Genomic DNA, 22783 nt, shown 5'->3' with positions numbered 1-22783 from the left:
CTCAGGCGGGACGACGGACCAGGCCGTCGACGTGGACGTCGATGCGGGTGCCGGCCCGACCGGCGAGCATGGGCGAGAGGTCCTCGAGCGAGCCGATGACGGCGGGGTGGCCGGTCGCCCGCGCGAATCCGGCGGCCGCCTCCACCTTCGGACCCATGGAACCGGCTGGGAACGCGGCGAGGTCGATGGCGTCCGGGTGCGCCGCGGCGACCGCCGACTGCGACGGTGTGCCCCAGTCGAGGTACACCGCATCGACGTCCGTGGCGATGACGAGGAGGTCGGCGTCGAGGCCTTCCGCCAGGACTGCCGTGGCCCGGTCCTTGTCGATGACCGCCTCCACGCCGGCGAGGGTACGCGTTCCGGGGCGGTAGATGGTCGGGATGCCGCCGCCCCCGGCGCAGACGACAACGCAGCCCTGCTCGAGCAGCCACCGCACGGGCCGGGTCTCGAAGATGCGCTTCGGGGTCGGTGACGGGACGACGCGCCGCCAGGCGGCGCCGTCCTGCCGGACCGTCCAGCCGCGCTCCGCGGCCAGCCGCTTCGCGTCGGCCTCGCTGTAGGTGGGTCCCACGAACTTCGTCGGATTGGCGAAGGCGGGATCCTCCGGGTCCACTTCGGTCATGGTCAGCACGGTCGCCAACGGCTTCTCGAACGGCAGCAGGTTGCCGAGCTCCTGCTCGATGAGGTAGCCGATCATCCCTTCGGTCTGCGCGCCGAGGACGTCGAAGGGGTAGCCGGAAGCCTCGTCGTAAGACGCCGCCTGCAGGGCGAGCAGGCCCACCTGCGGCCCGTTGCCGTGCGTCACGACGAGCTCGTGCTGCTCAGCGACGGGAGCCAGGGATCGCGCGGCGACCACCACGTTCGCGCGTTGTCTCTCGACCGTCATCGGCTCGCCCCGCCGCTGCAGGGCGTTACCTCCGAGGGCAACCACGATGCGCATGTCCGCTCCTCGCTGCGAGCCGCGGAGGCCGCTCAGCCCGCCGTCGCGACCATGAGGGCCTTGATGGTGTGCAGGCGGTTCTCCGCCTGGTCGAAGGCGATGTTGGCCGGGGAGGCGAACACCTCGTCGGTGACCTCCAGCCCACCGGTCATCCCCGTCGCCTCGGCGATCTCGGCGCCGACGATCGTCCGGGTGTCGTGGAAAGCGGGCAGGCAGTGCATGAACCGCGCCCGAGGGTTTCCGGTCAGGGCCATGGCGGCGGTGTTGACCTGGTAGGGGGTCAGCTCCTTGACCCGCTCGTTCCAGACGTCCTTGGGTTCGCCCATCGACACCCAGACGTCGGTGTGGACGAAGTCCGCGCCGCGCAGACCCTCGGCCGGATCCTCAGTCAGCGTCACGCGGGACCCGGACTGCTCCGCCCGCTCCCTGGCGGCGTCCACGACGTCATGGTCCGGCCACAGCTGCTTGGGCGCGCAGATACGGACGTCGGCACCCATGATCGCGCCGGTCACGAGCAGCGAGCGGCCCATGTTGAAGCGGCCGTCGCCCATGAAGCAGTACGTCACCTCGTGCAGCGGGCGGCCGTCGGCGTGCTCGGACATGGTCAGGAAGTCAGCCAGCATCTGGGTCGGGTGCCACTGGTCGGTGAGCCCGTTGTAGACCGGTACGTCGGAGAAGGCGGCGAGCTCCTCGACAGTGGCCTGCTCCTTGCCCCGGAACTCGATGGCGTCGAACATCCGGGAGAGCACCCGCGCCGTGTCGGCGGCCGACTCCTTGTGCCCCAGCTGCGAGGAGCTGGGATCGAGGTAGGTGACGTGAGCTCCCTGGTCGTAGGCGGCGACCTCGAAGGCGCAGCGCGTCCGGGTGGACGTCTTCTCGAAGATCAGCGCGATGTTCTTGCCGCGCAGGCGCGGCGTCTCCGTGCCGGCGTACTTGGCTCGCTTCAGGTCACGGGCGAGGTCGAGGAGGAACTGGAGCTCGGCCTGCGTGTGGTCCAGCTCTTTGAGGAAGTCCCGGTGGGACAGGTTGACCGGCATGGCCTGGCACTCCCTTGGTGGTCGTCGACGAAGATCGTGGCACGCTCAGAGAACGGGGTCGCGTTCGATCGGGCAGGACATGCACCGAGGCCCGCCACGACCCCGCCCGAGTTCGCTGCCGGCGATCGTGACGACCTCGATCCCCTGGTGGCGCAGGAAGGTGTTCGTGGTGGTGTTCCGCTCGTAGCCGAAGATCACTCCAGGGGAGACGGCGAGGAAGTTGTTGCCGTCGTCCCACTGCTCGCGCTGGGCGCCGCGGATGTCGATCGGGGTGCGCAGCACGCGCAGCTTGTCCACGCCGATGGCGTCGGCCACGACAGGGAACAGGTCGGTGTTCTCGCTGACCCGGTAGTCACCGCCGGTGCCGACCGGGGTGAGGGTGAAGGAGCGGATGCTCTCCGGCAAGTAGGGATAGACGCTGAACGCGTCGCGATCGACCATCGTCATCGCCGTGTCGAGGTGCATGAAGGCTCGCGTCTTCGGCAGCTCGACGGCGATCACCTTGGTGACCGACCCGTGCGCGAAGTACTGCCGGGCCAGGAACTCCACTCCCTGCGGCGTGGTCCGCTCCCCCATGCCGATCATCACGGCTCCGTTGCCGATGACGAGGATGTCGCCGCCCTCGCAGTTCGCGGGGTCGTGCTGGACGGAGTCGTTGCCGTAGTAGAAGTGCAGCGGCGGATCGGCGTCGCGGAACATGGGATGGAAGTTCCAGACGAGACGCGAGTTGATCGTCTCCCGCTTGCGAGCCGCCTTGGACATCGGGTTGACCGACAGGCCGTCGTAGACCCAGGCGGAGTTGTCCCGCTGGAACAGGTGGTTGGGCAGCGGTCGCAGCAGGAAGTCGTCCGGGTCCAGGTACTCCAGGAGCAGGCTCGAGGCGCTGTCGAGGGTGAGGTCTCGCTTGAGCACGCCGCCCACGAGGTACTCCGCGAGCGTCTCCGACGTCGCCGCGCCGACGAACTCGTCGAGCGGCCTGTCGAGGGCCGGACCGAAGCGCTCGGCAGTGGTCAGCTCGGTCTGCAGGAACTCGCGTGCCCCCGGCTGGTCGAGCGCCTGCGCCAGCAGACTGTGGAAGAGGTGGACCGTCACCCCCTTGTCCCGCAGCTTCTGCACGAAGGCGTCGTGCTCCTCCCGTGCCCGCTGGGCCCACATCACGTCGTCGAACAGCAACTCGTCGACGTTGGAGGGGGTGAGCCTGGCCAGTTCGAGACCGGGGCGGTGCACGATCACCTGGCGCAGGACGCCGACCTCGGAGTCCACGTGGAAGGACATGGCCAGTTCCCTTTCTGTCGACGCGACGCGAGCGCTACGAGCGGTACGGCGGCACGGGCTGCGGCTCGGTCATCCGAGTGCGCTGCGCGAGGTACACCGGGATCCCCAGCACGAAGGCGGCACCGGCGAAGATGAACGGCAACCATTCCTTCCACCACACGTTGCCGGTGTTGCGCGAGTACCAGATGAACAGCACCGAGAAGATCAGAGCGACCACTGCGACCACCACATCGCGGACGAAGCGAGGCGTCTTCAAGGCTCGGTTGTCCTGGATGCGCCACTTGATCTGCGCCAGCGCCGAGAAGGCGTACGGGATGGCGGCGGTGATGCCCGTCATGAAGACCAGGGTGTTGAACACCGTGTAGCCCGCGGTACCCATGTAGGCGAAGATCATCGCCACCGATGCGAGCACCGTCGAGGCGATGATGCCGAAGGCGGGTACGCCCTGGCGCGTGATGGCCCCGAAGCGTGTCGGGAAGAGACCGTCGCTGCTCGCGGCGAGGGGCATCTCCGCGCAGATCATCGTCCAGCCGTTCAGCGCTCCGAAGCCGGACACGATGACGAGGATCGCCATCAGGTTGCCCGCCCAGGTCCCGCCGAAGATGCTGTTGACCGCCGTCGCGTAGGGCGCGTTCGACTTCGCCAAGTCGCTGCTCGACACGATGCCGAACACGGCGATCAGCGAGAGCAGGTAGACGGCCGCGGTGGCCAGGGTGCCGAGAATGGTCGATCGCGGCACGTTGCGGTCGGGGTCGCGGACCTTCGCTGCCGCGACAGCCGCGGTCTCGACGCCCAGGTAGGAGAACAGGCACAGCGCCATGGCTCCGCCGATGGCTGACATGTTCGACTCGCCGCTGATGTTCCACGGGTGGAAGTTGCCCGAGCTGATGAAGAGCAGGCCCACCGTGGACATGAACACCAGGGGCACGAACTTGAGGATCGACGTCCAGACCTGGACCGACCCCATGTTCTTGACCCCGGACAGGTTGATGGCGGCGGGGATCCACAGCCCGAGCAGGGCGATGAGGATCGAGCCCAGCTTGTCCTGGCTCTTGTTGATGAACTCCTCGACGTAGAGGACCCAGCCGACCACGATGGCGGCGTTGCCGGCCCATGCGGTGATCCAGTACAGCCAGGCGTTGGAGAAACCGGTGAGGTTCCCGAAGGCGGTACGGGCGTAGGCGTACGGCCCGCCGTCCGCGGGCATGCGGGCCGACATCCGCGCGAACATCAGCGCCAGGGCCAGGGCGCCGATCGTGGTCAGCGCCATCGCGAAGAGGCTGATCGGACCGTAGGCCGCAAGCGAGCCGGGCAACGAGAAGATGCCCACCCCGATGATGCTTCCGACGATCAGTGCGGTGGCCTGGGTCAGCCCCAGGGTGCCGCGCGACGCCGCCCGTGGTTCCTCGGCGACAGGGGAATGAGTGGTGGACGACGTCATGACGACCTCCCGACGACAGACCGTCCGCGCCCTCTCGGCGTGATGTATCGAGTGAGCCACGGGGGAGGGTTGGTCAGCCAGGGGCTTTGGTCACCCATACCCGCGTGCTAGTTGCGAACGAGTTGCAACAAGTCGGGAGGGTGCTGCTCGCCGTGAGCGTACGGGCGCTCGCCGGACAGGTGGAGGACGGCTCGTCGAGGTTTGCACACCGTCACTGGCCTGATCGGAACCGGGGTGTCCGGGGTTCCTTCCGCTCGTCTTCCTTCCGCTCGTCTTCCTGATGCTCGACCTGGTGGTGTTCCGGCAGTCTTCGGCGTCTTCCGCGGCATGCGGGTCGGCCATAGCAGCGAGGCTGGGCTCGACGAGACGCTGGCGACGCGCGGCTTCATGAACCGCTTCCTGACGTCGGCGCCCGTACGACCTGACACTCTCCGACGACCTCGCGCTGTAAGCGGGCTGAGCCGCCAGGCAGTAGCGTCGAGGGCATGGAGCTGGGGCTGCACGTCGTGCGCTTCGACTGGCCGGAGTCCTTCGGGTCGATCGCCGACGGCCTGGCCGCCATCGGGCGTACGGCTGAGGACGCGGGGATCACCCACCTGTCGGTGATGGACCACTACTTCCAGATCAGCGGCGTCGGGCCGCCCGAGGACCCGATGCTCGAGGGTTACCTCGCCGCGCTCCACCTCGCGCATGCGACGAACCGGGCGAGGGTGGGGGTGCTCGCGACCGGCGCCCAGTACCGGTACCCCGGGCTGCTCATCAAGATCGTCACCACCCTCGACGTCTTGTCCGGCGGCCGCGCGCTGTGCATCCTCGGCGCCGGCTGGAACGAGGAGGAGTCCCTGGGGCTCGGCGTCCCGATGCCCGCCCGCGGCGACCGGTTCGCCCGCCTGGAGGACACCCTGCGGCTGGCCCACCAGATGTTCGCCGACGACCCCTCGCCCTTCCACGGGTCGACGCTCACCGCCTCGCGCCCGCTGAACCATCCGATCCCGCTGTCCCGCCCGCGCCCGCCGATCATGGTGGGCGGGGGCGGCGAGCAGCGGACGCTTCGCCTCGTGGCGCAGTACGCCGACGCGTGCAACGTCTTCTTCAGCGGCGAGACGCTCGACGAGCGGGCCGCGACGGTGCGGCACAAGTTCGACGTGCTGCGCGCGCACTGCGCGGACCTCGGGAGGCCGTACGAGGAGATCCGACGCACGGCACTGACCGGGCTGCCCATGGGCGCCGGCATGGGCGTGGCCGAGGTGCTCGAGACCTGCCGCGTGGCTGCCGACGCGGGCGTGCAGGAGCTCATCGTCATGGTCGACGCCGTGCACGACCTCAGGCATCTCGAGACCCTCGGCGCCGAGGTGGTCCCCGTCATCGCCACCTGGTGACGGCGGGGACGGTGGCGCGACCAGGCCCGACAGGCGTGAGCCCCTCACGGCACGGGGGAGGCGCGAGGGGCTCACGGCTTGAGGGCGGCGGACTGGGGGATGTCCGGGCCGTCCGGCGGACGACGCTAGACCGCCCGGGGGCGCGGTGTCAGCCGAACCGGGAAACTTCCCCGCAGCCGGACATCACGGCCGCGGCCACGTCGGCGAGGCAGCGCGACTGCTCTCGGGTCAGCCGGTCGAAGAGCACGCGTCGCACCTCGGCGACGTGGCCCGGCGCCGCCGCGACGACGGTCCGCATCCCCTCGTCGGTGAGCTCGGCAAGGGTGGTACGGCGGTCGGTCGGGTGCCGGGTCCGGCGTACCCAGCCCTCCTCCTCCAGCCTCGCGACGGCGTGCGAGAGCCGGCTGGGCGAGTAGCCGACCATGCGGGCCAGCTCGCTCATCGTCATCGTCTTGTCCGCTCGCTCCGAGAGCATCGCGAGCACGATGTAGTAGGCGTGCGGCATCCCGGCGTCGCGCTGCATCTGCCGGTCGAGCGCCTCCCCGATGATCTGGTTCATCGCGAGGTACGCCCGCCAGGTCTGCTGCTGCCCGGCGTCGAGCCAGCGTTCGTCGGCGGTCATCCTTGAATTCTCAACGGTTTGCTCCGATAGCCTGTCGGGATCGAGGAGAGCGAGGACACGATGCAGGTCGAGGAACTTGGCCACCTGGTTCTCTACGTGCGCGACATCGAGCGGTCGAGTGCGTTCTATCGGGACGTGCTGGGTTGGCGACAGATCCTGCCTGCTCCGGAGCAGCGCGGAAAGGTTCCGGTCGCCGCGTTCAACGCGCCGAGCAACCGCACCCACCACGAGCTGCTGCTCATCGAGGTCGGCGAGGACGCGGCGCCGCTGCCGCCGGGGCGTCGAGTCGGCCTCTACCACTTCGGGCTCAAGGTCGGCGACAGCGACGACGACCTGCGCGAGGCGCTCCGCGTGGTGCAGGAGTCCGGCACGACCCTGCTCGGCTCGAGCGACCACACGGTCACCCACAGCCTCTACATCGCCGACCCCGACGGCAACGAGATCGAGCTCTACGTCGACGTGCCCGGGATGGACTGGGCGGCCGACCCCGAGCTGGTCGGCGCGCCGGTCAAGCCGCTGCGACTCTAATGTCCCGTCTCACCGCTGTGCGGCGGCCTGCGCCGTCGCGAGCGGGAGCAGCGTCACGGTCGGCAGCACCCCGTCGGAGCGCAGCGCCGCCTCGCGTCGTTCGGGCGCCACCGTGCCGTACGTGGTGGTGCGCTGCACCGGCTCCCGCCCGGCGGAGCGGATGAGCGCCTCCAGCTCCCGTACCGACTTCTGCGAGCCGTTCTCGCTGCCGGCCATGCGGGAGATGGTCTCCTCCATCAGCGTGCCGCCCAGGTCGTCGACGCCGCTCCCGAGCATCGTTCGGACGCCGTCGTCGCTGAGCTTGACCCAGGACGTCTGCACGTGGTCGATCGCACCGTGCAGGAGCAGGCGAGCCATCGCGTGGACCGCGATGTTGTCCCGCCGCGTGGGACCAGGACGGGCCACGCCGGCGAGGTAGACGGGTGCGTTGTGGTGCACGAAGGGCAGCGGCACGAACTCGGTGAAGCCGCCCGTCTCGGACTGGAGCCGGCGCAGCAGCAGGAGGTGTCGGTACCAGTGCTCGGGTGCGTCGACGTGGCCGTACATCATCGTGGCGCTGGAGCGGATGCCGAGGGAGTGCGCCGTACGCACGACGTCCACCCAGGCGGCGGTCGGCAGCTTCCCCTTGGTGAGGACCCAGCGGACCTCGTCGTCCAGGATCTCCGCCGCGGTCCCGGGGATGGTGTCGAGCCCGGCCGCCTTCGCCTGCGAGAGCCACTCCCGCACCGACAGCCCGGACCTGGTCGCTCCGTTCATGACCTCCATCGGCGAGAACGCGTGCAGGTGCATCTCCGGCACGCGTCGCTTCACCTCGCGGGCCAGGTCGAAGTACGCCGTGCCGGGCAGGTCCGGGTGGATCCCGCCCTGGATGCACACCTCGGTGGCCCCGAGGTCCCACGCCTCGGCGACCCGGTCCCCGACCTGCTCGAGGGACAGCGTGTACGCGTCGGCGTCGGTGCGCCGCTGGGCGAAGGCGCAGAACCGGCACCCGACGTAGCAGACGTTGGTGAAGTTCACGTTGCGGTTGACGACGTAGCTCACCCGGTCTCCGACCGTGTCACGCCGTACGTCGTCGGCGACGCGCGCCAACGCGGCCAGCCCGGGCCCGTCGGCGTGGAAGAGCGCCAGGGCCAGCGACTCCCGGCCGGACGCCGCGAGCGCGGCGGGGTCGTCCGCGGCCAGCGCCAGGGCCGCGCGGACGTCGCCATCGAGACGCTCGACCGCGCTCCGGGCCACCACCGCCGACGCCGCGCTGGCGGCGTCGGAGACGGAGGTCCAGTCGCCGTAGACCTCGTCGAAGTCCCCGCGGCGGTCGCCAGTACGCCCGGTCGTGTCCACCGTGGCGAACAGGTCGACGCGTCCGCCGCCGGCGCGCTCGGCGAACGCGGAGTAGCCGCCGTCCGGCTCCTGCCACGGCAGGCCGTGCGGCTGGACGCCGACGTTCGCCAGACCGTTCGCGTCGGCGAGCGCCGCGACGTGCGGGCGGACCCGCGCGTCGATCCACGGCTCGCCGCGGCGCACGTACTCGGGCTGCGCGGCCAGGCGCTCGGTCAGGGCGAAGCCGGCCGCCGCCGTCCAGGCGGTGAGGTCCTCCAGGTGCGGCCACGGCCGCTCCGGGTTCACGTGGTCGGGGGTGAGCGGGCTGACCCCGCCCCAGTCGTCGGCCCCCGCCGCGAGCAGGGCGGCCAGGGCGTCGGGGTCGGAGAGGTTCGGCGGCACCTGGACGCGCATCTTCGAGCCCAGCACCAGACGCGCCACGGCGACCGTCGCGAGGTAGTCCTGCGGCTCGGCGTCCGGCGCGGAGCGCATGGCCGTGTCCGCCTTGGCGCGGAAGTTCTGGACGATGACCTCCTGGACGTGCCCGTAGGCGCGAGCGAGGCGGCGGATCGCGAAGAGCGAGTCGACCCGCTCCGCGAGGGTCTCCCCGATGCCGACCAGGATCCCGGTCGTGAAGGGGATCGACTGCCGGCCGGCGTCCTCGATGACCCGCAGGCGGACGGCCGGGTCCTTGTCGGGGCTGCCGAAGTGGGCACCGCCCGGCTCGGTGAAGAGTCGTGTGCTCGTCGTCTCGAGCATCATGCCCATGCTGGCCGCGACCGGCTTGAGGCGGGCGAGCTCGTCCCAGGACAGCACGCCCGGGTTGAGGTGCGGGAGCAGGCCGGTCTCCTCCAGCACCCGGACTGCCATCGCCCGGACGTAGGCGAGCGTCGAGTCGTAGCCGTGGGACTCCAGCCACTCGCGGGCGGCGGGCCAGCGGTCCTCGGGGCGGTCGCCCAGGGTGAACAGCGCCTCGCGGCACCCGAGGTCCGCGCCGCGCCTGGCGATGTCCAGGACCTCGTCAGGCGAGAGGTACATCCCGTGGCCCGCGCTGCGCAGCTGCCCTGGGGTGGCGACGAACGTGCAGTAGTGGCAACGATCCCGGCACAGCCGGGTCAGCGGGATGAACACCTTGCGCGAGTACGTCACCAGCCCCGCGCGTCCGGCCGCGGCCAGCCCGGCGTCACGCTGGCGACCCGCCGCGGCGACCAGGCGCTGCAGGTGCTCCCCGCGGGCGTGCAGCAGAACCTCGGCCTCGACCGGGTCCAGGGCGGCACCCTGCTCGGCGCGTCGCAGGGCCCGGCGAAGGGCTGACTCGCTGGGGGTGTTCATCACCCACATGGTCGTGCATGACGGGCTCGGCGGGCCACGGGGGTCGGGCTGCCCGTAGCCTGACGGTTCGGACGGCTGGGAAGTGGGGGACGGACGTGACGCGCTACGTCGTCGTCGGCGGGGGCATCGTGGGGCTCGCGACGGCGCGCGCCCTTCTCGAAGCGGCGCCCGAGGCGAGCATCACGGTGCTGGAGAAGGAGCGGGACTGGGGCACGCACCAGACCGGCCACAACAGCGGCGTGATCCACTCCGGGGTGGCGTACGTGCCCGGCAGCCTCAAGGCCCGACTGTGCACCGCGGGAGCTCGCTCCATGGTCGCGTTCGCCCGCGACCGGGGCCTGCCGGTCGAGGTGACCGGCAAGCTCGTGGTGGCCACCGAGCCCGAGGAGCTGCCCCGACTGGACGCGCTGTTCGCGAAGGGCCGTGCCAACGGGGTACCGGTGAGCCGGCTGACCCCCGAGCAGGCGCGGGAGCTCGAGCCCAACGTCGCCTGCCTGGCGGCCGTCCACGTCGAGACCACAGCGATCGTCGACTACGTCGCGGTGTGCCGTGCCCTGGCCGCCGAGCTCGGCGCGCGGGGAGCCGTCCTGCGGCCGGCGACCCGCGTGGTCGGTCTGACCGTCGACGGCGAGCGGACCGTCGTCGAGACGACCGAGGGCGAGGTCCGCGCCGACGTCGTCGTCAACTGCGCGGGGCTGGCCTCCGACCGGGTCGCGGCGATGACCGGATCCGCGCCGCCGGTGCGCATCGTCCCCTTCCGGGGGGAGTACTTCCTGCTCCGGCCGGAGCGGGCTGAGCTGGTGCGCGGCCTGGTCTACCCGGTCGCCGACCCCGCGCTGCCCTTCCTGGGCGTCCACCTCACGCGCGGGATCGACGGCACGGTGCACGTCGGCCCGAACGCGGTGCTCGCGCTGGCTCGCGAGGCGTACGAGCGCCGCCAGGTCTCGCTCCGCGACGTCGCGGACGTCGTGACTTATCCCGGGTTCTGGCAGCTGGCCGCTCGACAGTGGCGGACCGGCGTGGACGAGATGCGGCGCTCCGTCTCGCCTCGCCGGTTCGCGGCGAGCGCGTCGCGGCTGGTCCCCGGGATCACCGAGGACGACCTGGTCCCCGCGCCGGCGGGCGTACGCGCCCAGGCCGTGCGCCGCGACGGCTCCCTGGTGGACGACTTCCTCGTGCTGCGGCACCGCGCCCAGTTGCACGTGCTCAACGCCCCGTCGCCAGCAGCCACGTCGTCGCTGGAGATCGGGAAGTACGTCGCCGCGCTCGCCCTCGAGCGGGCGGCCTGACCGCTCAGCAGCTGGGCGAGGGCTTGGCGGCCGGGCTCAGCGCCGCCTTGACCTGGGCGGGCGTGGCGAGGTGCTTGTACTTGGCGCCCACGGCGAGGTCGACGTCGGCGGTACGTCGGTGGTCCTCCACCAGCTTGGCGCCCGGGACCTGGGCAGCGACCACCCTCGCCTGCGCGACGCCGTGCGGGCCGTAGCGCACCTCGGCGACGCCCATCACCGGTTGGGGCGCGGAGTCGTTGCCGATGCTGCCGATGGTGAACCCGCGCGCGGCCAGCTGGGTCGCCGTCGTGTGAGCCAGTCCGCTGCGCGACGTCGAGTTGTAGACGTTGACCGTGATGGTCTTGGGCTTGGGCAGCGCCGTCGAGCTCGGGTGCGCCTTGGCCGATCGGCTGGAGGAGGCGCGCGTCTTCGTGGCGGTGGGGCTCGGCCGCGCGCTGGGTGTGCACGAGGCGCTGGTGGACACCGAGGGGCTGGGGCCGCTGGCCCCGGTGGTGTTGTCCCGACCCGCCAGGGTCCAGCCCACGAACCCGGCGGCCACGAGCGCGGCGAGGCCCACGAGCAGGACCAGCGCGGTGCGCAGGTGACGTCCCGGGCCTCCGCCGGAGCGACCGACCGGCGAGAGGGTCGACATGGCCCGACCTTACGTCGGGTCGTGCTCGGTTACCTCGTACACACGCGCGTGCACCACCTGCCGCTGCTGTAGCGCAGCGCGTACCGCGCGGTGCAGCCCGTCCTCGAGGTAGAGCTCGCCATCCCAGCGCACCACATGGCAGAACAGGTCGCCGAAGATGGTCGCATCGTCGGCCAGAAGCGCCTCGAGGTCCAACGCCCGCTTGGTCGTGACCAGCTCGGAGAGGCGTACCTGCCGAGGCGGGACCTTGGCCCAGTCCTTGATGGTCAGCCCGTGCTGGGGGTAGGGACGCCCCTCACCCACCCGCTTGAAGATCACGTCCGACAGCCTACGGCCCACCCCGCGCCCCCCGGCCCACCCATTTCTTCGCAATGAACGTGGCGTGGTTGCCCTAGGTGCGCAACTACGGCGCGTTCCTCGCATCGGTGTTCCTCGCATCGGTGTTCCTTGCATCGGTGTTCCTCGCATCGGTGTTCATCGCATCGGTGGGCGCGGCCGAGTTGGGTCTGGGGCCGGGTAGGCGAGGACCCCTCGCGCACCCGCCAGAGCCCGCCTGCCCTTGCTGCCTTCCGGCCCTGGGGGGGTTCAGCGAGATGACGCCGCACGAGGGGTCGTGGGCCATGGTACGGGCCAGCCGGTGTTCGCGGATTCCGGACCGGGCGAGCCGACCGGTACCCTCGGCGGCGGAGGATTCGCCTAGTGGCCTATGGCGCGCGCTTGGAAAGCGCGTTGGGGGAGACCCCTCGCGGGTTCAAATCCCGCATCCTCCGCCAGAGGGCGCGCTCGGCTACTGCTTGCGCACCAACGCCGGTATCTCGGCGGTCCAGACCGGCTGGGCGTGTCTGGCCCTGGCGCGTTCGTAGGTGATGGCAGCCGAGGTCCGATTGGTGGTGCCGAGGCGGGCCAGGATGTTCTCGACGTGCTTTCGCACCGTGTCCGGGCTGAGGTCGAGTCCGCGGGCGATCTGCGCGTTGGTGCGGCCGGCTGCCACCAGCGCGAGGATCTCGTGCTGCCGATCGGTGAGCCGCCCGAGCGCGCCCGCCGCCCGCTCAGCCTGTGACGCGGTGCCGCCTTTGGAGGCCGACGCGAAGTGCTGAGCATTGCGCCGTGCCGCCGCCAGATGCGGGCGAAGCAGGCTCAGCGCCGCGCGATCCTGGTCGTCGAACCCTCGCCTGCCCCGGTCGACGGAGACGGCGGCTGCCCGCTGGTCGTGCCGGTCGGTCAGCAGGACGGTGATCTGGTCGGCCACGCCCAGTGGGGCGAAGAACTCCCCGTACAACGCGAGCCGTCTGAAGGCGCCCGGTGAGAGGAAGTCGGAGATCGTTCGGGCATCCGCCTGACCGCCGGCCAGGACATGCCGGAAGACGGGATGCTGGGGCATGAACGCGATGCGTGCTTCCGTCAGCCCGGCGAGCTCGACAGGAACCGGATCGACGAGGGCTCGAAAGTCCCCGGTGGCATGGTCGAACTCGGTGTACACACCCTTGTCCCCGCCCAACAACCGCCGGGTCACCGTCACGGCCCTGATCGGGAAATCCGGCGTCGGGGTCAGCGCGTAGAGGTCGGGCAGGAGCGAGAGCAGCCGCTCTTCCACACCCCGCCCGGGCACGACCTGAGCGTACGCCGAAGTGCGTATGGCCGGACTCCCCGGTCGCGACCCACACTGTCGGGATCCGTCGAGGAGGGAGTCGTTCGTGCGCGAGAGCTGGGACAGGGCCGCCCCGTGGACCGGCGTCCTCTTCGTCATCCTGGTGCTGGCCGGTGGTGTGAGTGTCGGTGGTGCACCGGGCAGCGGCGCGTCCGCTGCTCAGGTTCTCGCGTACTACCGGGATCACCGGATGCAAGAACGCGTCGGCGCGGCGCTGCTCACCTTCGCCTTCGTGGCCTTCCTCGCCTTCTCCGTCGTCGTCAGTCGACACCTGCACCGGTACGCGCAGGACGGGCTCGCGACCTTCGCCATGGCCGGGGCGACGCTCCTCGCCGGCGGTCAGATGCTGTCCGCGAGCGTGCACTGGGCGCTCGCCGACCGCCCGGCGGCGCTCGCGCCTGCGGGCCTCCAGGCGCTCAACGTCGCGGCCAACGACTTCGTCCTGGTCAGCGCGGGCGGCTGGTTCGCCTTCTCGGTCGCCGTCTGGCTCGCGATCCTGAGGAGTAGAGCCCTTCCGGTGTGGCTCGGCTGGATCTCGCTCGCGGTCGCGCTTCTGGTCGTGTCGCCGGCGGAGCTGATCGGCTTCGTGATCTTCCTGGTGTGGACCTTGATCACGAGTGGGCTCCTGTGGGCTCGCTGGCCCGCTCACGACACCGAGCGCGTCGGTGTGACGGTGTAGCTCGCGGGCCGCCCGGGCGGATGTGCACGGACTGCTGGGCCGTCGGCGGGGCTGGCTATGGTGGCCGCGTGTCCCTCGCCCTCTATCGCCGGTACCGGCCGGCGACTTTCGCCGAGGTCGTGGGCCAGGAGCACGTCACGGGACCGCTCCAGCAGGCGCTGCACAGCAACCGGGTCCACCATGCCTACCTGTTCAGCGGCCCGCGCGGGTGCGGCAAGACGTCCAGCGCCCGCATCCTCGCCCGCTGCTTGAACTGCGAGCAGGGCCCGACGCCCGAGCCGTGCGGGGTGTGCCAGAGCTGCGTCGACCTGGCTCCCAACGGGCCGGGCAGCATCGATGTGGTGGAGATCGACGCCGCGTCGCACGGCGGCGTGGACGACGCTCGGGACCTGCGGGAGAAGGCCTTCTTCGCCCCCGTGGCCAGCCGCTTCAAGGTCTACATCATCGACGAGGCCCACATGGTCTCGACGTCCGGCTTCAACGCCCTCCTCAAGCTGGTCGAGGAGCCGCCCGAGCACCTGAAGTTCGTGTTCGCCACGACCGAGCCGGACAAGGTGCTGCAGACCATCCGGTCGCGGACCCATCACTACCCCTTCCGCCTCGTGCCGCCACGCGCCCTCGAGGAGCACCTGCGCACGATCTGCGCCAAGGAGGGTGTCACCGTCCAGGACGCGGCGCTGGCCCTCGTCGTGCGAGCCGGCGCCGGCTCGGTCCGCGACTGCTTGTCCGTGCTCGACCAGCTCGTCGCCGGGAGCGGGCCCGACGGCGTCACGTACGCGATGGCGGCCGCCCTGCTCGGCTACAGCGAGGAGTCCCTGCTCGACGAGGTCGTCGACGCGTTCGCGGCGTACGACGGCGCGGCCCTGTTCACCACCATCGATCGCGTCGTGGACACCGGCGAGGACCCGCGCCGCTTCGCGGAGGACCTGCTCGAGCGACTGCGCGACCTGATGATCATCGACGCGGTGCCCGATGCGGCGGAGCGCGGGATCGTGCGGGCTCCGGCGGACAAGGCGCAGCGGTTGGCGCTGCAGGCGAGCCGGTTCGGCTCCGGCCAGCTGGCCCGGGCGGCCGACGTGGTCAACACCGGCCTGACCGAGATGCGCGGGGCCGTGGCGCCCCGGCTGCTGCTCGAGATCGTGTGCTCGCGGGTCCTGCTGCCCGGCGTCGACGACGACGTCCGCGGCGTCCACGCGCGCCTCGACCGTCTCGAGCGTCGCCTCGACGTGGTCGGCGCGGTGGGCGAGGCACATCCGCCCCGTCAGGGGCCTCCTCCGGCCAAGGCAGGGTCACGTGCGGCAGGGGAGCCGACCGCGACGCCCGTACGCGCTGCCGCTGTACCCCCTCCCGCGAGCCCGACTGACGGACCACCGGCCGCGCCCCCGCCCCCGCCCCCAGCGCGGGGCTCCACGGGAGCGGCCGATGCCCCGCCGACAGCCGCGCGGGCGATCTCCGACGACGATGCCGTCGCCGCCGCGACGTCTCCCGCCGAGGCCTCCGAGGAGGTCGTGGTGCTCCCCGGCAGTGCGGCCGCGGTGGACGTCCTCGCGGTCCGTCAGATGTGGCCGGACGTCGTCGAGCGGGTCAAGACCTACAAGCGGGTCACCTGGATGCTGCTCATGGAGCACGTGCAGGTCGCCTCGCTCGACGACCGGGTGCTCGTGCTCGCCTTCGCCAACGAGGGCAAGCGCCGCAACTTCACCGGCGGCGGGCACGACGAGATCGTCCGCCAGGCCCTCATCGACGTCCTGGGACTGGACCGGCGCATCGACGCGGTGCTGGACCCCGGCGCCGGCACGGCGGGCGGCCGCGAGGCGGGCTCGGCCGCGACGGTCGAGCCACCCGCCGAGGCGGCGGGGACGGCTGGGGAGGGACCCGCGTCGGTTCCCGCGCAGCCGGCGGGTGGCGCCGAGCGCGACGACGACGAGGACCTCGATCCCGGCGTCAGCGGTGCGCAGCTGATCGAGCGCGAGCTCGGCGGCCGCGTGATCAGCGAGTCCGGTCCGGCCTGAGCCGCCGCCGGGTCGCCTCCTGTCGCGCCGTCGGCCGAGCCGGCGGACGCGCCGCGTCTCCGGCGTCCCCGACGCTCAGGCGGCGCCGCGCGCTGCCGCGACCAGCGCCGCGCCGGGGCTTCCCGGCCACGCGTCCTGCTCCATCGCCCAGACGACGTGCACGCCCGATCCGTTCGGGACGTCGACCTCGGGCGCGGGCTGTTCGCGCAGTCGCACGTACCCCAGCCGCGCCGGGATCCGACCGCTGACCAGGTTGTCCCGGTCGTGGTGGATCTCGATGCGGCCGACGTCGGGGAGGGCGAGGCCGGCGCTGGTGAGCGCCGCGGCGCCGAGCGTCGCCAGGCCGCGCCGCACGTGGTCGACCGCCACCCAGTAGCCGATCTCGAGCGCGTTCGGTCCGACGCGGCCCATCAGGCTGAAGGAGCCCAGCCAGGCGTCGGCGGGGTCGACGAGGGCGTAGTTGAACGCCGTGCCCTGGTCCCACTCGAGCTCGCTGCGGCGCAGGTAGTCGGCGGACTCACCGAGGTCGTAGCCGTCCACCGCCCACGGCATCCAGCGCTGGAGGTGGGTCAGGGAGCGGCGCACGGCGACCACGGCCAGCTCGGTGTCGGCGAGCCTCGAGCGCCGGAGCACGACGTCGCCCAGCTCGATGCGCTCCGGGGGCGCGAACGAGGTCGACCAGACCGACGGCTCGATCGAGGTCGGCGGTCCGGGTCGGGTCTCCGGCGGTCCGGGCTGGGTCTCCGGCTGCTCGGCTGAGGTCGACTGCTGGCGTGAGGGCTCCACGACGGCATGCTCGCGAAGGCGCCACGCCGCTGTCGAGCGAGTTGGGCGTTCGGCCGGTCGTCCGGACGACGCCGTAGGCTCACCACGTGTACGAGGGCGCCGTGCAGGACCTCATCGACGAGCTCGGGCGCCTGCCCGGGGTCGGGCCGAAGAGCGCGCAGCGGATCGCCTTCCATCTGTTGGCGGCGGATCCCGCGGACGTACGGCGTCTCGTCCACGCCCTGACCGAGGTGAAGGACAAGGTCCGCTTCTGCTCGACGTGCGGGAACGTGGCCGAGGCCGAGCAGTGCCGGATCTGCCTCGACCCCCGCCGAGACCCGGCGGTCCTGTGCGTCGTCGAGGAGCCCAAGGACGTGGTGGCGATCGAACGCACCCGGGAGTTCCGCGGCCGTTACCACGTGCTGGGCGGGGCGATCAGCCCGATCGAGGGCGTCGGGCCGGACGACCTGCGGGTCAAGGAGCTGCTGACCCGCCTGGCGGACGGCGTCGTCACCGAGCTCATCCTGGCGACCGACCCGAACCTCGAGGGCGAGGCGACGGCGACGTACCTGGCCCGGCTGGTGAAGCCGCTGGGGCTCAGGGTCACCCGGTTGGCCAGCGGGTTGCCGGTGGGCGGCGACCTGGAGTACGCGGACGAGGTCACGCTGGGGCGGGCCTTCGAGGGCAGGAGGTTGCTCGATGTCTGACCTGACGTCCGGGCCGGGGTCCGGCGATGCGTCCTCGGGCGACGCGCCGCTCGAGGACGTACCGGCGGTGGCGCTCGAGGCTGGCGAACTGTCCGACTTCGCGCGGGAGATCGCCGGCCATGCGGCCACGTTCCTGTCCGGGGTGGCCGAGGTCGCCACAGGCGCCGCTCCCGAGACGGCGATCTCCGCGCTCATCGTGCAGCTGGCCCAGGTCTCGATGGCGGGCGCGATGCTCGGAGCCGTCCACGACGTGGTTCCCGTCGAGCGCTTCGAGACCGACACCGGTCCCGACCCCGACCTCGACCCGCTGCGCGAGTCGCTGGCCGGCTTGCTCGAGGGGATCGACGACTACGCCGCCGTGTTCGACCCACTGCTGTCCACCGAGCCCACCCTCGGTCGCATCTCCGACGACATCGCTGACGTGGCGGGCGACCTCTCGCACGGGCTGCGGCACTATCGCGGCGGCCGCCTCGACGAGGCGCTCTGGTGGTGGCAGTTCTCGTACCTGTCCAGCTGGGGCCAGCAGGCCCTCTCTGCCCAGCGCGCGCTGCTGTCGATCGTGTCCCACCAGCGGCTGGACGTCGACGAGGAGTCCGCGACCGCTGCCGAGGCCGACGCCCTCCTCCGCGACTGACCCTCCCCCGCCCCCTTTCGGATGAACGCGGCGTTCAGTCGGACCTATTGGAGGAATGCCGCGTTCATTCGAGCAGGACAGGGTGCAGGTGAGCGCGGCAAACGGGACGACGCGCGATGGGGTCCAGGATGCGGACGGCGGGGGGTGGCTGCGGAGGCCCCGGTAAACTTCTCGGGGCGGTCGGCACGGGTCGTCCGCCCGCGCGTCGACGTACGCGACCGTACGTCGCACCGACGTGACCCGGGGCCGACTCGAGACCGGATGACTGGAGGCCAGCAGTGGCACTCGTCGTCCAGAAGTACGGCGGCTCCTCGGTCAGCGACGCCGAACGCATCAAGGCCGTCGCCGCCCGGATCGTCGCCCGGCGCAAGTCCGGCGACGACGTCGTGGTGGTCGTCTCGGCGATGGGCGACACCACCGACGAGCTGATCGAGCTCGCCGAACGGGTCACCCCGATGCCCGCGCCCCGCGAGCTGGACATGCTGCTGACGGCCGGCGAGCGGATCAGCATGGCGCTGCTCGCGATGGCCATCGCCAACCTCGGGCACGAGGCCCGCTCGTACACCGGCAGCCAGGCCGGGGTCATCACGGACTCCACCCACGGCAAGGCGCGGATCATCGACGTGACGCCCGGCCGCATCCGCGAGGCCCTCGACGGCGGCGCGATCGTCATCGTCGCCGGCTTCCAGGGCGTCTCCCAGGACACCAAGGAGATCACGACGCTCGGGCGCGGCGGATCGGACACCACCGCCGTCGCGCTCGCGGCCGCGCTCGGCGCGGACGTCTGCGAGATCTACACCGACGTGGACGGGGTCTTCAGTGCCGACCCGCGCATCGTGCCCTCCGCCCGCCGCCTCCCGCGCATCACCTACGAGGAGATGCTCGAGATGGCCGCCGCGGGGGCGAAGGTGCTGCACCTGCGGTGCGTCGAGTACGCGCGCCGCTACGGCATCCCGATCCACGTGCGCTCGTCGTTCAGCAACCGCGAGGGGACCTACGTGGTGGCGGAGCCCCCAGCAGAAGGAGAAGCGATGGAGCAGGCGATCATCTCCGGGGTCGCCCACGACCGGAGCGAGGGCAAGGTCACCGTCGTTGGCGTACCGGACAAGCCCGGCGAGGCAGCCGCGATCTTCCGCGCCGTCGCCGATGCCGAGATCAACATCGACATGATCGTGCAGAACGTCTCCGCGGCTGCCACCGGACGTACCGACATCTCCTTCACCCTCCCCAAGACCGAGGGCGCGAAGGCGCTCGCGGTCCTGGAGCGAGCTCGCGACGCCATCGGCTTCGAGTCCCTGCAGTGGGACGACCAGATCGGCAAGGTCTCCCTCGTCGGGGCGGGCATGCGCTCGCACCCGGGGGTGTCCGCGACGTTCTTCGAGGCGCTGGCCGACGCGGGGGTCAACGTCGAGCTCATCTCCACCTCCGAGATCCGCATCTCGGTGGTCTGCCGCTCCGACGCGGTCGATGACGCCGTACGGGCCGCGCACAGCGCGTTCGGGCTGGACGCCGACGCCGAGGCCGTCGTGTACGGCGGGACCGGGCGATGAGCGTCGACGTCGGCGTCGTCGGCGCCACTGGGCAGGTCGGTGGGGTGATGCGTCAAGTCCTGGCCGAGCGGGGCTTCCCGGTCGGGCGGATCCGGTTCTTCTCCTCGGCCCGCTCGGCGGGCACGGTCCTGTCCTGGGGCGACGCGGCGATCGAGGTGGAGGACGCTGCCACGGCAGACCCCACCGGGCTCGACGTCGCCCTGTTCTCCGCCGGCGCGGCCGCCTCGCGGGTGCTCGCCCCGCGCTTCGCCGCGGCGGGCGTGACCGTCATCGACAACTCCAGCGCCTGGCGGATGGACCCCGACGTCCCGCTCGTGGTGAGCGAGGTCAACCCGCAGGCCGTACACGAGGCCCGCAAGGGCATCATCGCCAACCCCAACTGCACGACGATGGCTGCGATGCCGGTGCTCAAGCCGCTGCACGACGAGGCCGGCCTGGTTCGGTTGGTCGCTAGCACCTACCAGGCGGTCTCCGGCAGTGGCCTCGCCGGGGTCGAGGAGCTCGACAAGCAGGTACGGGAGGTCGTCGACCGGGCCGCCGAGCTGACCCACGACGGGTCGGCGGTGACGTTCCCCGCGCCGCAGAAGTACGTCGGCCCGATCGCGTTCAACGTGCTTCCGCTGGCCGGCTCCCTGCTCGACGACGGGTCTGGCGAGACCGACGAGGAACGCAAGCTGCGCAACGAGTCCCGCAAGATCCTCGGCATCCCCGACCTCGCAGTGTCCGGTACGTGCGTCCGCGTCCCCGTCTTCACCGGGCACTCGCTGTCCCTCAACGCGGAGTTCGCGAGGCCCCTGTCGGTGCAGCGCGCGCTCGAGCTGCTCGCGGTCGCGCCCGGCGTGCGGCTCGCCGACGTACCGACGCCGCTGGAGGCGGCCGGAGGGGACGACTCGCTCGTCGGCCGAATCCGCGCCGACGACGGCGTCCCCGGCGGGCGCGGCCTCGCCCTGTTCGTCAGCGGCGACAACCTGCGCAAGGGCGCCGCGCTCAACGCGGTCCAGATCGCCGAGCTCCTCATCGCCGCCCGCTGACCGGCTCGCCGCCCGCTGACCCACAACCCATGCCCCACATGCGGCGGGCTTTGCGTCACTCCGGGCCGGCTCAGTGACGTAGAACCCGCCACATGTGGCGTGCGGGACCGGGGTTGGCCGGACCGAGCGGCACCGAGGCCTGCGGTATCCGGGTCAGGTGTCGATTCACGGCGGGGCCCTTCGTCGTCATGATGAGCAGCGGCGCCGCCGCTGTTCGCGACCATCCCGGAGCGGCCGAGCCGCTCCCGTGCCGCCAGGAGGACCCGCATGGACTACGTCCTGCTCATCGCCGTCGACCCCAGCGTGTACGCCGACCTGCCGCCGGAGCAGGCGCAGGGGATCTACGCCGAGTACGACGCCTATACCGCCGAACTGCGCGCCCGGGGGGTCTACGTCGACGGCAACCCGCTGCAGTCGGTCGACACGGCGACCACCGTCCAGGTCCGCGACGGTGTCCGCTCCACGACCGACGGCCCGTACGCCGAGGCGAAGGAGGTCCTCCTCGGCTACTACGTGATCCGCGTGGACAGCCTCGACGAGGCGCTCGAGTGGGCGGCCAAGATCCCCGACGCGCGCTACGGGTCCATCGAGGTGCGTCCGGTCATGGAGCTTCCGGGCAGCTGATCGCGGTGTGCCCGACGTCGGATCCCGGTACCGCCTCGGCGGCGCGGAGCGTCGCGGCGCCGGCCCTGGAGCGGGTACTGCGCCACGAGCACGGCCTGGTCCTGGCGGCGCTCGTACGCCGGCTCGGCGACTTCGACCTCGCCGAGGACGCCCTCCAGGAGGCCTGCGTCGAGGCGTGGCAACGCTGGCCCCGCGACGGCGTACCGGACCGCCCCGCCGCATGGCTGACCACGGTCGCGTGGCGGCGGGCGGTCGACCGGCTGCGCCGTGAGCGGCTGCGGGTGCCGAAGGAGGCCGAGGCGCTGGGGCTGCGCGAGGGCGGCACCGGGCCGGTCCTGCCCGGACCGGACGACACCGCCGACCTCGAAGCGCCGCTGGCCGACGACCAGCTGGCCCTGCTCATGCTGGCCTGCCACCCCGCGCTGTCGCAGGAGGCCCAGCTTGCGCTGACCCTGCGTACCGTCGCGGGACTGACCACCCCCGAGATCGCCGCGGCCTTCCTCGTGCCGGAGCCGACCATGGCGCAGCGCATCGTGCGGGCCAAGCGCAAGATCGCTCTGGCGCGGATCCCGTTCCGCCTGCCCGAGGGCGAGGAGCTGCGGTCGAGGCTGGCCGTGGTCGCCCACGTCGTCTACCTGGTCTTCAACGAGGGGTACGCCGCCTCCGCGGGCGACGTACCCGTGCGCCGTGAGCTGTGCTCCGAGGCCATCCGCCTCGGCCGGCTGCTGGTCCGCCTGGCGCCGGACGACGCGGAGGCGCGGGGGTTGCTCGCCCTCATGCTGCTCCAGGACTCGCGGCGCGGCGCTCGGCTGGACGAGGCCGGGCGGCTGGTCCCGCTCGGTGGGCAGGACCGGCGGCGGTGGGACCGGGAGCAGATCGAGGAGGGGCGCGCGCTGGTGGTCCAGTCGCTCGCCGAGGGGTTCGCGGGCCCGTACCGGATCCAGGCCGCGATCGCCGCGGTGCACGCCGAGTCGGCCTCGGACGCCGAGACCGACTGGCGCCAGATCAGCCTGCTGTACCGGCTGCTCGAGCTGGTCGCACCGAGCCCGCTCGTCACGCTGAACCGTGCGGTCGCCGTCGCCCGGGTCGACGGCCCCGAGGCCGGCCTGGCCCTCGTGGACGGCGTGGCCCCACGCCTGCCGGGGTCGCACCGCGTCGCCTCGGTGCGTGCTCACCTGCTCGAGGACGCCGGTCGCGAAGCCGAGGCGCGCGAGGAGTACGTCCGGGCGGCCGGCCTCGCCTCGGCCGCGGCGGAGCGGACCTACCTGCTCGACCGGGCCGCCCGCCTCGCCTAGCCGCGCGCCTCCGCCCCTTTCCGCCGCCCCCGATTCTGCAGAAGTCC

At 71.7% G+C, this 22783-nt stretch carries 21 protein-coding genes, 1 tRNA gene and 1 other RNA gene; 12 read left to right on the top strand and 11 right to left on the bottom strand.

Annotated elements, in window-relative coordinates; translation table 11 throughout:
- Window position 1: 1 nt before the first annotated feature.
- From arcC to VMI11_08800, 4 genes are read right to left on the bottom strand one after another with little or no spacing between them, the layout of a single operon-like run.
- Complete coding sequence (gene arcC, locus VMI11_08815) at window positions 2–940, bottom strand: carbamate kinase (protein ID HTY72510.1); 939 nt, start codon at window positions 938–940, stop codon at window positions 2–4.
- A 32-nt stretch (window positions 941–972) separates the two neighbouring features.
- Complete coding sequence (argF, locus tag VMI11_08810) at window positions 973–1977, bottom strand: ornithine carbamoyltransferase (GenBank protein ID HTY72509.1); 1005 nt, start codon at window positions 1975–1977, stop codon at window positions 973–975.
- Window positions 1978–2022: 45 nt separating this feature from the next.
- Entirely contained in the window at window positions 2023–3252 is a 1230-nt protein-coding gene (locus tag VMI11_08805) for an arginine deiminase (protein ID HTY72508.1), read from the bottom strand.
- A gap of 34 nt (window positions 3253–3286) precedes the next feature.
- On the bottom strand, window positions 3287–4693 hold the full coding sequence (locus VMI11_08800) for an amino acid permease (protein HTY72507.1): 1407 nt from the start codon (window positions 4691–4693) through the stop codon (window positions 3287–3289).
- A 485-nt stretch (window positions 4694–5178) separates the two neighbouring features.
- On the opposite strand from VMI11_08800, the gene VMI11_08795 reads away from it, so the two are divergent.
- Window positions 5179–6072: a TIGR03560 family F420-dependent LLM class oxidoreductase gene (locus tag VMI11_08795; GenBank protein HTY72506.1), complete on the top strand. Its 894-nt coding sequence runs from the start codon at window positions 5179–5181 to the stop codon at window positions 6070–6072.
- A gap of 148 nt (window positions 6073–6220) precedes the next feature.
- Here VMI11_08795 and VMI11_08790 read toward each other — a convergent pair whose 3' ends face one another.
- The gene (locus tag VMI11_08790) at window positions 6221–6694 is read right to left on the bottom strand and encodes a MarR family transcriptional regulator (protein HTY72505.1); all 474 of its coding nucleotides are present in this window, start codon (window positions 6692–6694) and stop codon (window positions 6221–6223) included.
- A 60-nt stretch (window positions 6695–6754) separates the two neighbouring features.
- Between VMI11_08790 and VMI11_08785 the strand changes: the two genes are divergently transcribed.
- Entirely contained in the window at window positions 6755–7222 is a 468-nt protein-coding gene (locus VMI11_08785) for a VOC family protein (GenBank protein ID HTY72504.1), read from the top strand.
- A gap of 9 nt (window positions 7223–7231) precedes the next feature.
- Here VMI11_08785 and VMI11_08780 read toward each other — a convergent pair whose 3' ends face one another.
- Window positions 7232–9871: a bifunctional FO biosynthesis protein CofGH gene (locus tag VMI11_08780; protein HTY72503.1), complete on the bottom strand. Its 2640-nt coding sequence runs from the start codon at window positions 9869–9871 to the stop codon at window positions 7232–7234.
- A 95-nt stretch (window positions 9872–9966) separates the two neighbouring features.
- Between VMI11_08780 and lhgO the strand changes: the two genes are divergently transcribed.
- On the top strand, window positions 9967–11160 hold the full coding sequence (gene lhgO / locus VMI11_08775; protein HTY72502.1) for an L-2-hydroxyglutarate oxidase: 1194 nt from the start codon (window positions 9967–9969) through the stop codon (window positions 11158–11160).
- 4 nt (window positions 11161–11164) lie between these two features.
- Here lhgO and VMI11_08770 read toward each other — a convergent pair whose 3' ends face one another.
- The 3 genes from VMI11_08770 to ffs form a co-directional block, all read right to left on the bottom strand.
- On the bottom strand, window positions 11165–11791 hold the full coding sequence (locus VMI11_08770) for a LytR C-terminal domain-containing protein (protein ID HTY72501.1): 627 nt from the start codon (window positions 11789–11791) through the stop codon (window positions 11165–11167).
- A gap of 9 nt (window positions 11792–11800) precedes the next feature.
- The gene (locus VMI11_08765) at window positions 11801–12109 is read right to left on the bottom strand and encodes a type II toxin-antitoxin system VapB family antitoxin (GenBank protein ID HTY72500.1); all 309 of its coding nucleotides are present in this window, start codon (window positions 12107–12109) and stop codon (window positions 11801–11803) included.
- Window positions 12110–12310: 201 nt separating this feature from the next.
- An RNA gene (gene ffs / locus VMI11_08760) (signal recognition particle sRNA small type) lies at window positions 12311–12407 on the bottom strand.
- Between the two features lie 69 nt (window positions 12408–12476).
- Here ffs and VMI11_08755 point away from each other — a divergent pair.
- A tRNA-Ser gene (locus tag VMI11_08755) sits at window positions 12477–12564 on the top strand.
- 14 nt (window positions 12565–12578) lie between these two features.
- On the opposite strand, the gene VMI11_08750 is transcribed toward VMI11_08755, so the two are convergent.
- Window positions 12579–13400 (bottom strand): helix-turn-helix transcriptional regulator, encoded by an 822-nt coding sequence (locus tag VMI11_08750; GenBank protein HTY72499.1) that lies wholly within the window; start codon window positions 13398–13400, stop codon window positions 12579–12581.
- Between the two features lie 85 nt (window positions 13401–13485).
- Between VMI11_08750 and VMI11_08745 the strand changes: the two genes are divergently transcribed.
- On the top strand, window positions 13486–14118 hold the full coding sequence (locus tag VMI11_08745; GenBank protein HTY72498.1) for a hypothetical protein: 633 nt from the start codon (window positions 13486–13488) through the stop codon (window positions 14116–14118).
- Between the two features lie 68 nt (window positions 14119–14186).
- On the top strand, window positions 14187–16130 hold the full coding sequence (locus VMI11_08740) for a DNA polymerase III subunit gamma and tau (GenBank protein ID HTY72497.1): 1944 nt from the start codon (window positions 14187–14189) through the stop codon (window positions 16128–16130).
- Between the two features lie 75 nt (window positions 16131–16205).
- On the opposite strand, the gene VMI11_08735 is transcribed toward VMI11_08740, so the two are convergent.
- Complete coding sequence (locus VMI11_08735; GenBank protein HTY72496.1) at window positions 16206–16916, bottom strand: GNAT family N-acetyltransferase; 711 nt, start codon at window positions 16914–16916, stop codon at window positions 16206–16208.
- An 86-nt stretch (window positions 16917–17002) separates the two neighbouring features.
- On the opposite strand from VMI11_08735, the gene recR reads away from it, so the two are divergent.
- The 6 genes from recR (at window position 17003) to VMI11_08705 (ending at window position 22736) form a co-directional block, all read left to right on the top strand.
- Window positions 17003–17602, top strand: coding sequence for a recombination mediator RecR (recR, locus tag VMI11_08730; GenBank protein ID HTY72495.1), 600 nt, complete (start codon window positions 17003–17005; stop codon window positions 17600–17602).
- Complete coding sequence (locus tag VMI11_08725) at window positions 17595–18236, top strand: DUF5063 domain-containing protein (GenBank protein ID HTY72494.1); 642 nt, start codon at window positions 17595–17597, stop codon at window positions 18234–18236. Before recR ends, VMI11_08725 begins: the two co-directional genes overlap by 8 nt.
- Window positions 18237–18514: 278 nt before the next feature.
- The gene (locus VMI11_08720) at window positions 18515–19786 is read left to right on the top strand and encodes an aspartate kinase (protein ID HTY72493.1); all 1272 of its coding nucleotides are present in this window, start codon (window positions 18515–18517) and stop codon (window positions 19784–19786) included.
- On the top strand, window positions 19783–20817 hold the full coding sequence (locus VMI11_08715) for an aspartate-semialdehyde dehydrogenase (GenBank protein ID HTY72492.1): 1035 nt from the start codon (window positions 19783–19785) through the stop codon (window positions 20815–20817). The genes VMI11_08720 and VMI11_08715 overlap by 4 nt, the downstream gene beginning before the upstream one ends.
- Before the next feature lie 267 nt (window positions 20818–21084).
- Window positions 21085–21441 (top strand): YciI family protein, encoded by a 357-nt coding sequence (locus tag VMI11_08710; protein HTY72491.1) that lies wholly within the window; start codon window positions 21085–21087, stop codon window positions 21439–21441.
- Between the two features lie 5 nt (window positions 21442–21446).
- The gene (locus tag VMI11_08705) at window positions 21447–22736 is read left to right on the top strand and encodes a sigma-70 family RNA polymerase sigma factor (protein ID HTY72490.1); all 1290 of its coding nucleotides are present in this window, start codon (window positions 21447–21449) and stop codon (window positions 22734–22736) included.
- Window positions 22737–22783 lie beyond the last annotated feature (47 nt).

The sequence above is a fragment of the Actinomycetes bacterium genome (assembly GCA_035506535.1).
Lineage (GTDB): Bacteria > Actinomycetota > Actinomycetes > DATJPE01 > DATJPE01 > DATJPE01.
The sequence above is the reverse complement of the archived record's forward strand: the minus strand, read 5'-3'. Positions and strand labels throughout refer to the sequence as shown.

Excerpts from the sequence above, each read along its gene's own strand:
- arcC (HTY72510.1), bottom strand. The coding sequence starts at position 940 with ATGCGCATCGTGGTTGCCCTCGGAGGTAACGCCCTGCAGCGGCGGGGC.
- argF (HTY72509.1), bottom strand. The coding sequence starts at position 1,977 with ATGCCGGTCAACCTGTCCCACCGGGACTTCCTCAAAGAGCTGGACCAC.
- VMI11_08805 (HTY72508.1), bottom strand. The coding sequence starts at position 3,252 with ATGTCCTTCCACGTGGACTCCGAGGTCGGCGTCCTGCGCCAGGTGATC.
- VMI11_08800 (HTY72507.1), bottom strand. The coding sequence starts at position 4,693 with ATGACGTCGTCCACCACTCATTCCCCTGTCGCCGAGGAACCACGGGCG.
- VMI11_08795 (HTY72506.1), top strand. The coding sequence starts at position 5,179 with ATGGAGCTGGGGCTGCACGTCGTGCGCTTCGACTGGCCGGAGTCCTTC.
- VMI11_08790 (HTY72505.1), bottom strand. The coding sequence starts at position 6,694 with ATGACCGCCGACGAACGCTGGCTCGACGCCGGGCAGCAGCAGACCTGG.
- VMI11_08785 (HTY72504.1), top strand. The coding sequence starts at position 6,755 with ATGCAGGTCGAGGAACTTGGCCACCTGGTTCTCTACGTGCGCGACATC.
- VMI11_08780 (HTY72503.1), bottom strand. The coding sequence starts at position 9,871 with ATGAACACCCCCAGCGAGTCAGCCCTTCGCCGGGCCCTGCGACGCGCC.
- VMI11_08770 (HTY72501.1), bottom strand. The coding sequence starts at position 11,791 with ATGTCGACCCTCTCGCCGGTCGGTCGCTCCGGCGGAGGCCCGGGACGT.
- VMI11_08725 (HTY72494.1), top strand. The coding sequence starts at position 17,595 with ATGTCTGACCTGACGTCCGGGCCGGGGTCCGGCGATGCGTCCTCGGGC.
- VMI11_08715 (HTY72492.1), top strand. The coding sequence starts at position 19,783 with ATGAGCGTCGACGTCGGCGTCGTCGGCGCCACTGGGCAGGTCGGTGGG.
- VMI11_08710 (HTY72491.1), top strand. The coding sequence starts at position 21,085 with ATGGACTACGTCCTGCTCATCGCCGTCGACCCCAGCGTGTACGCCGAC.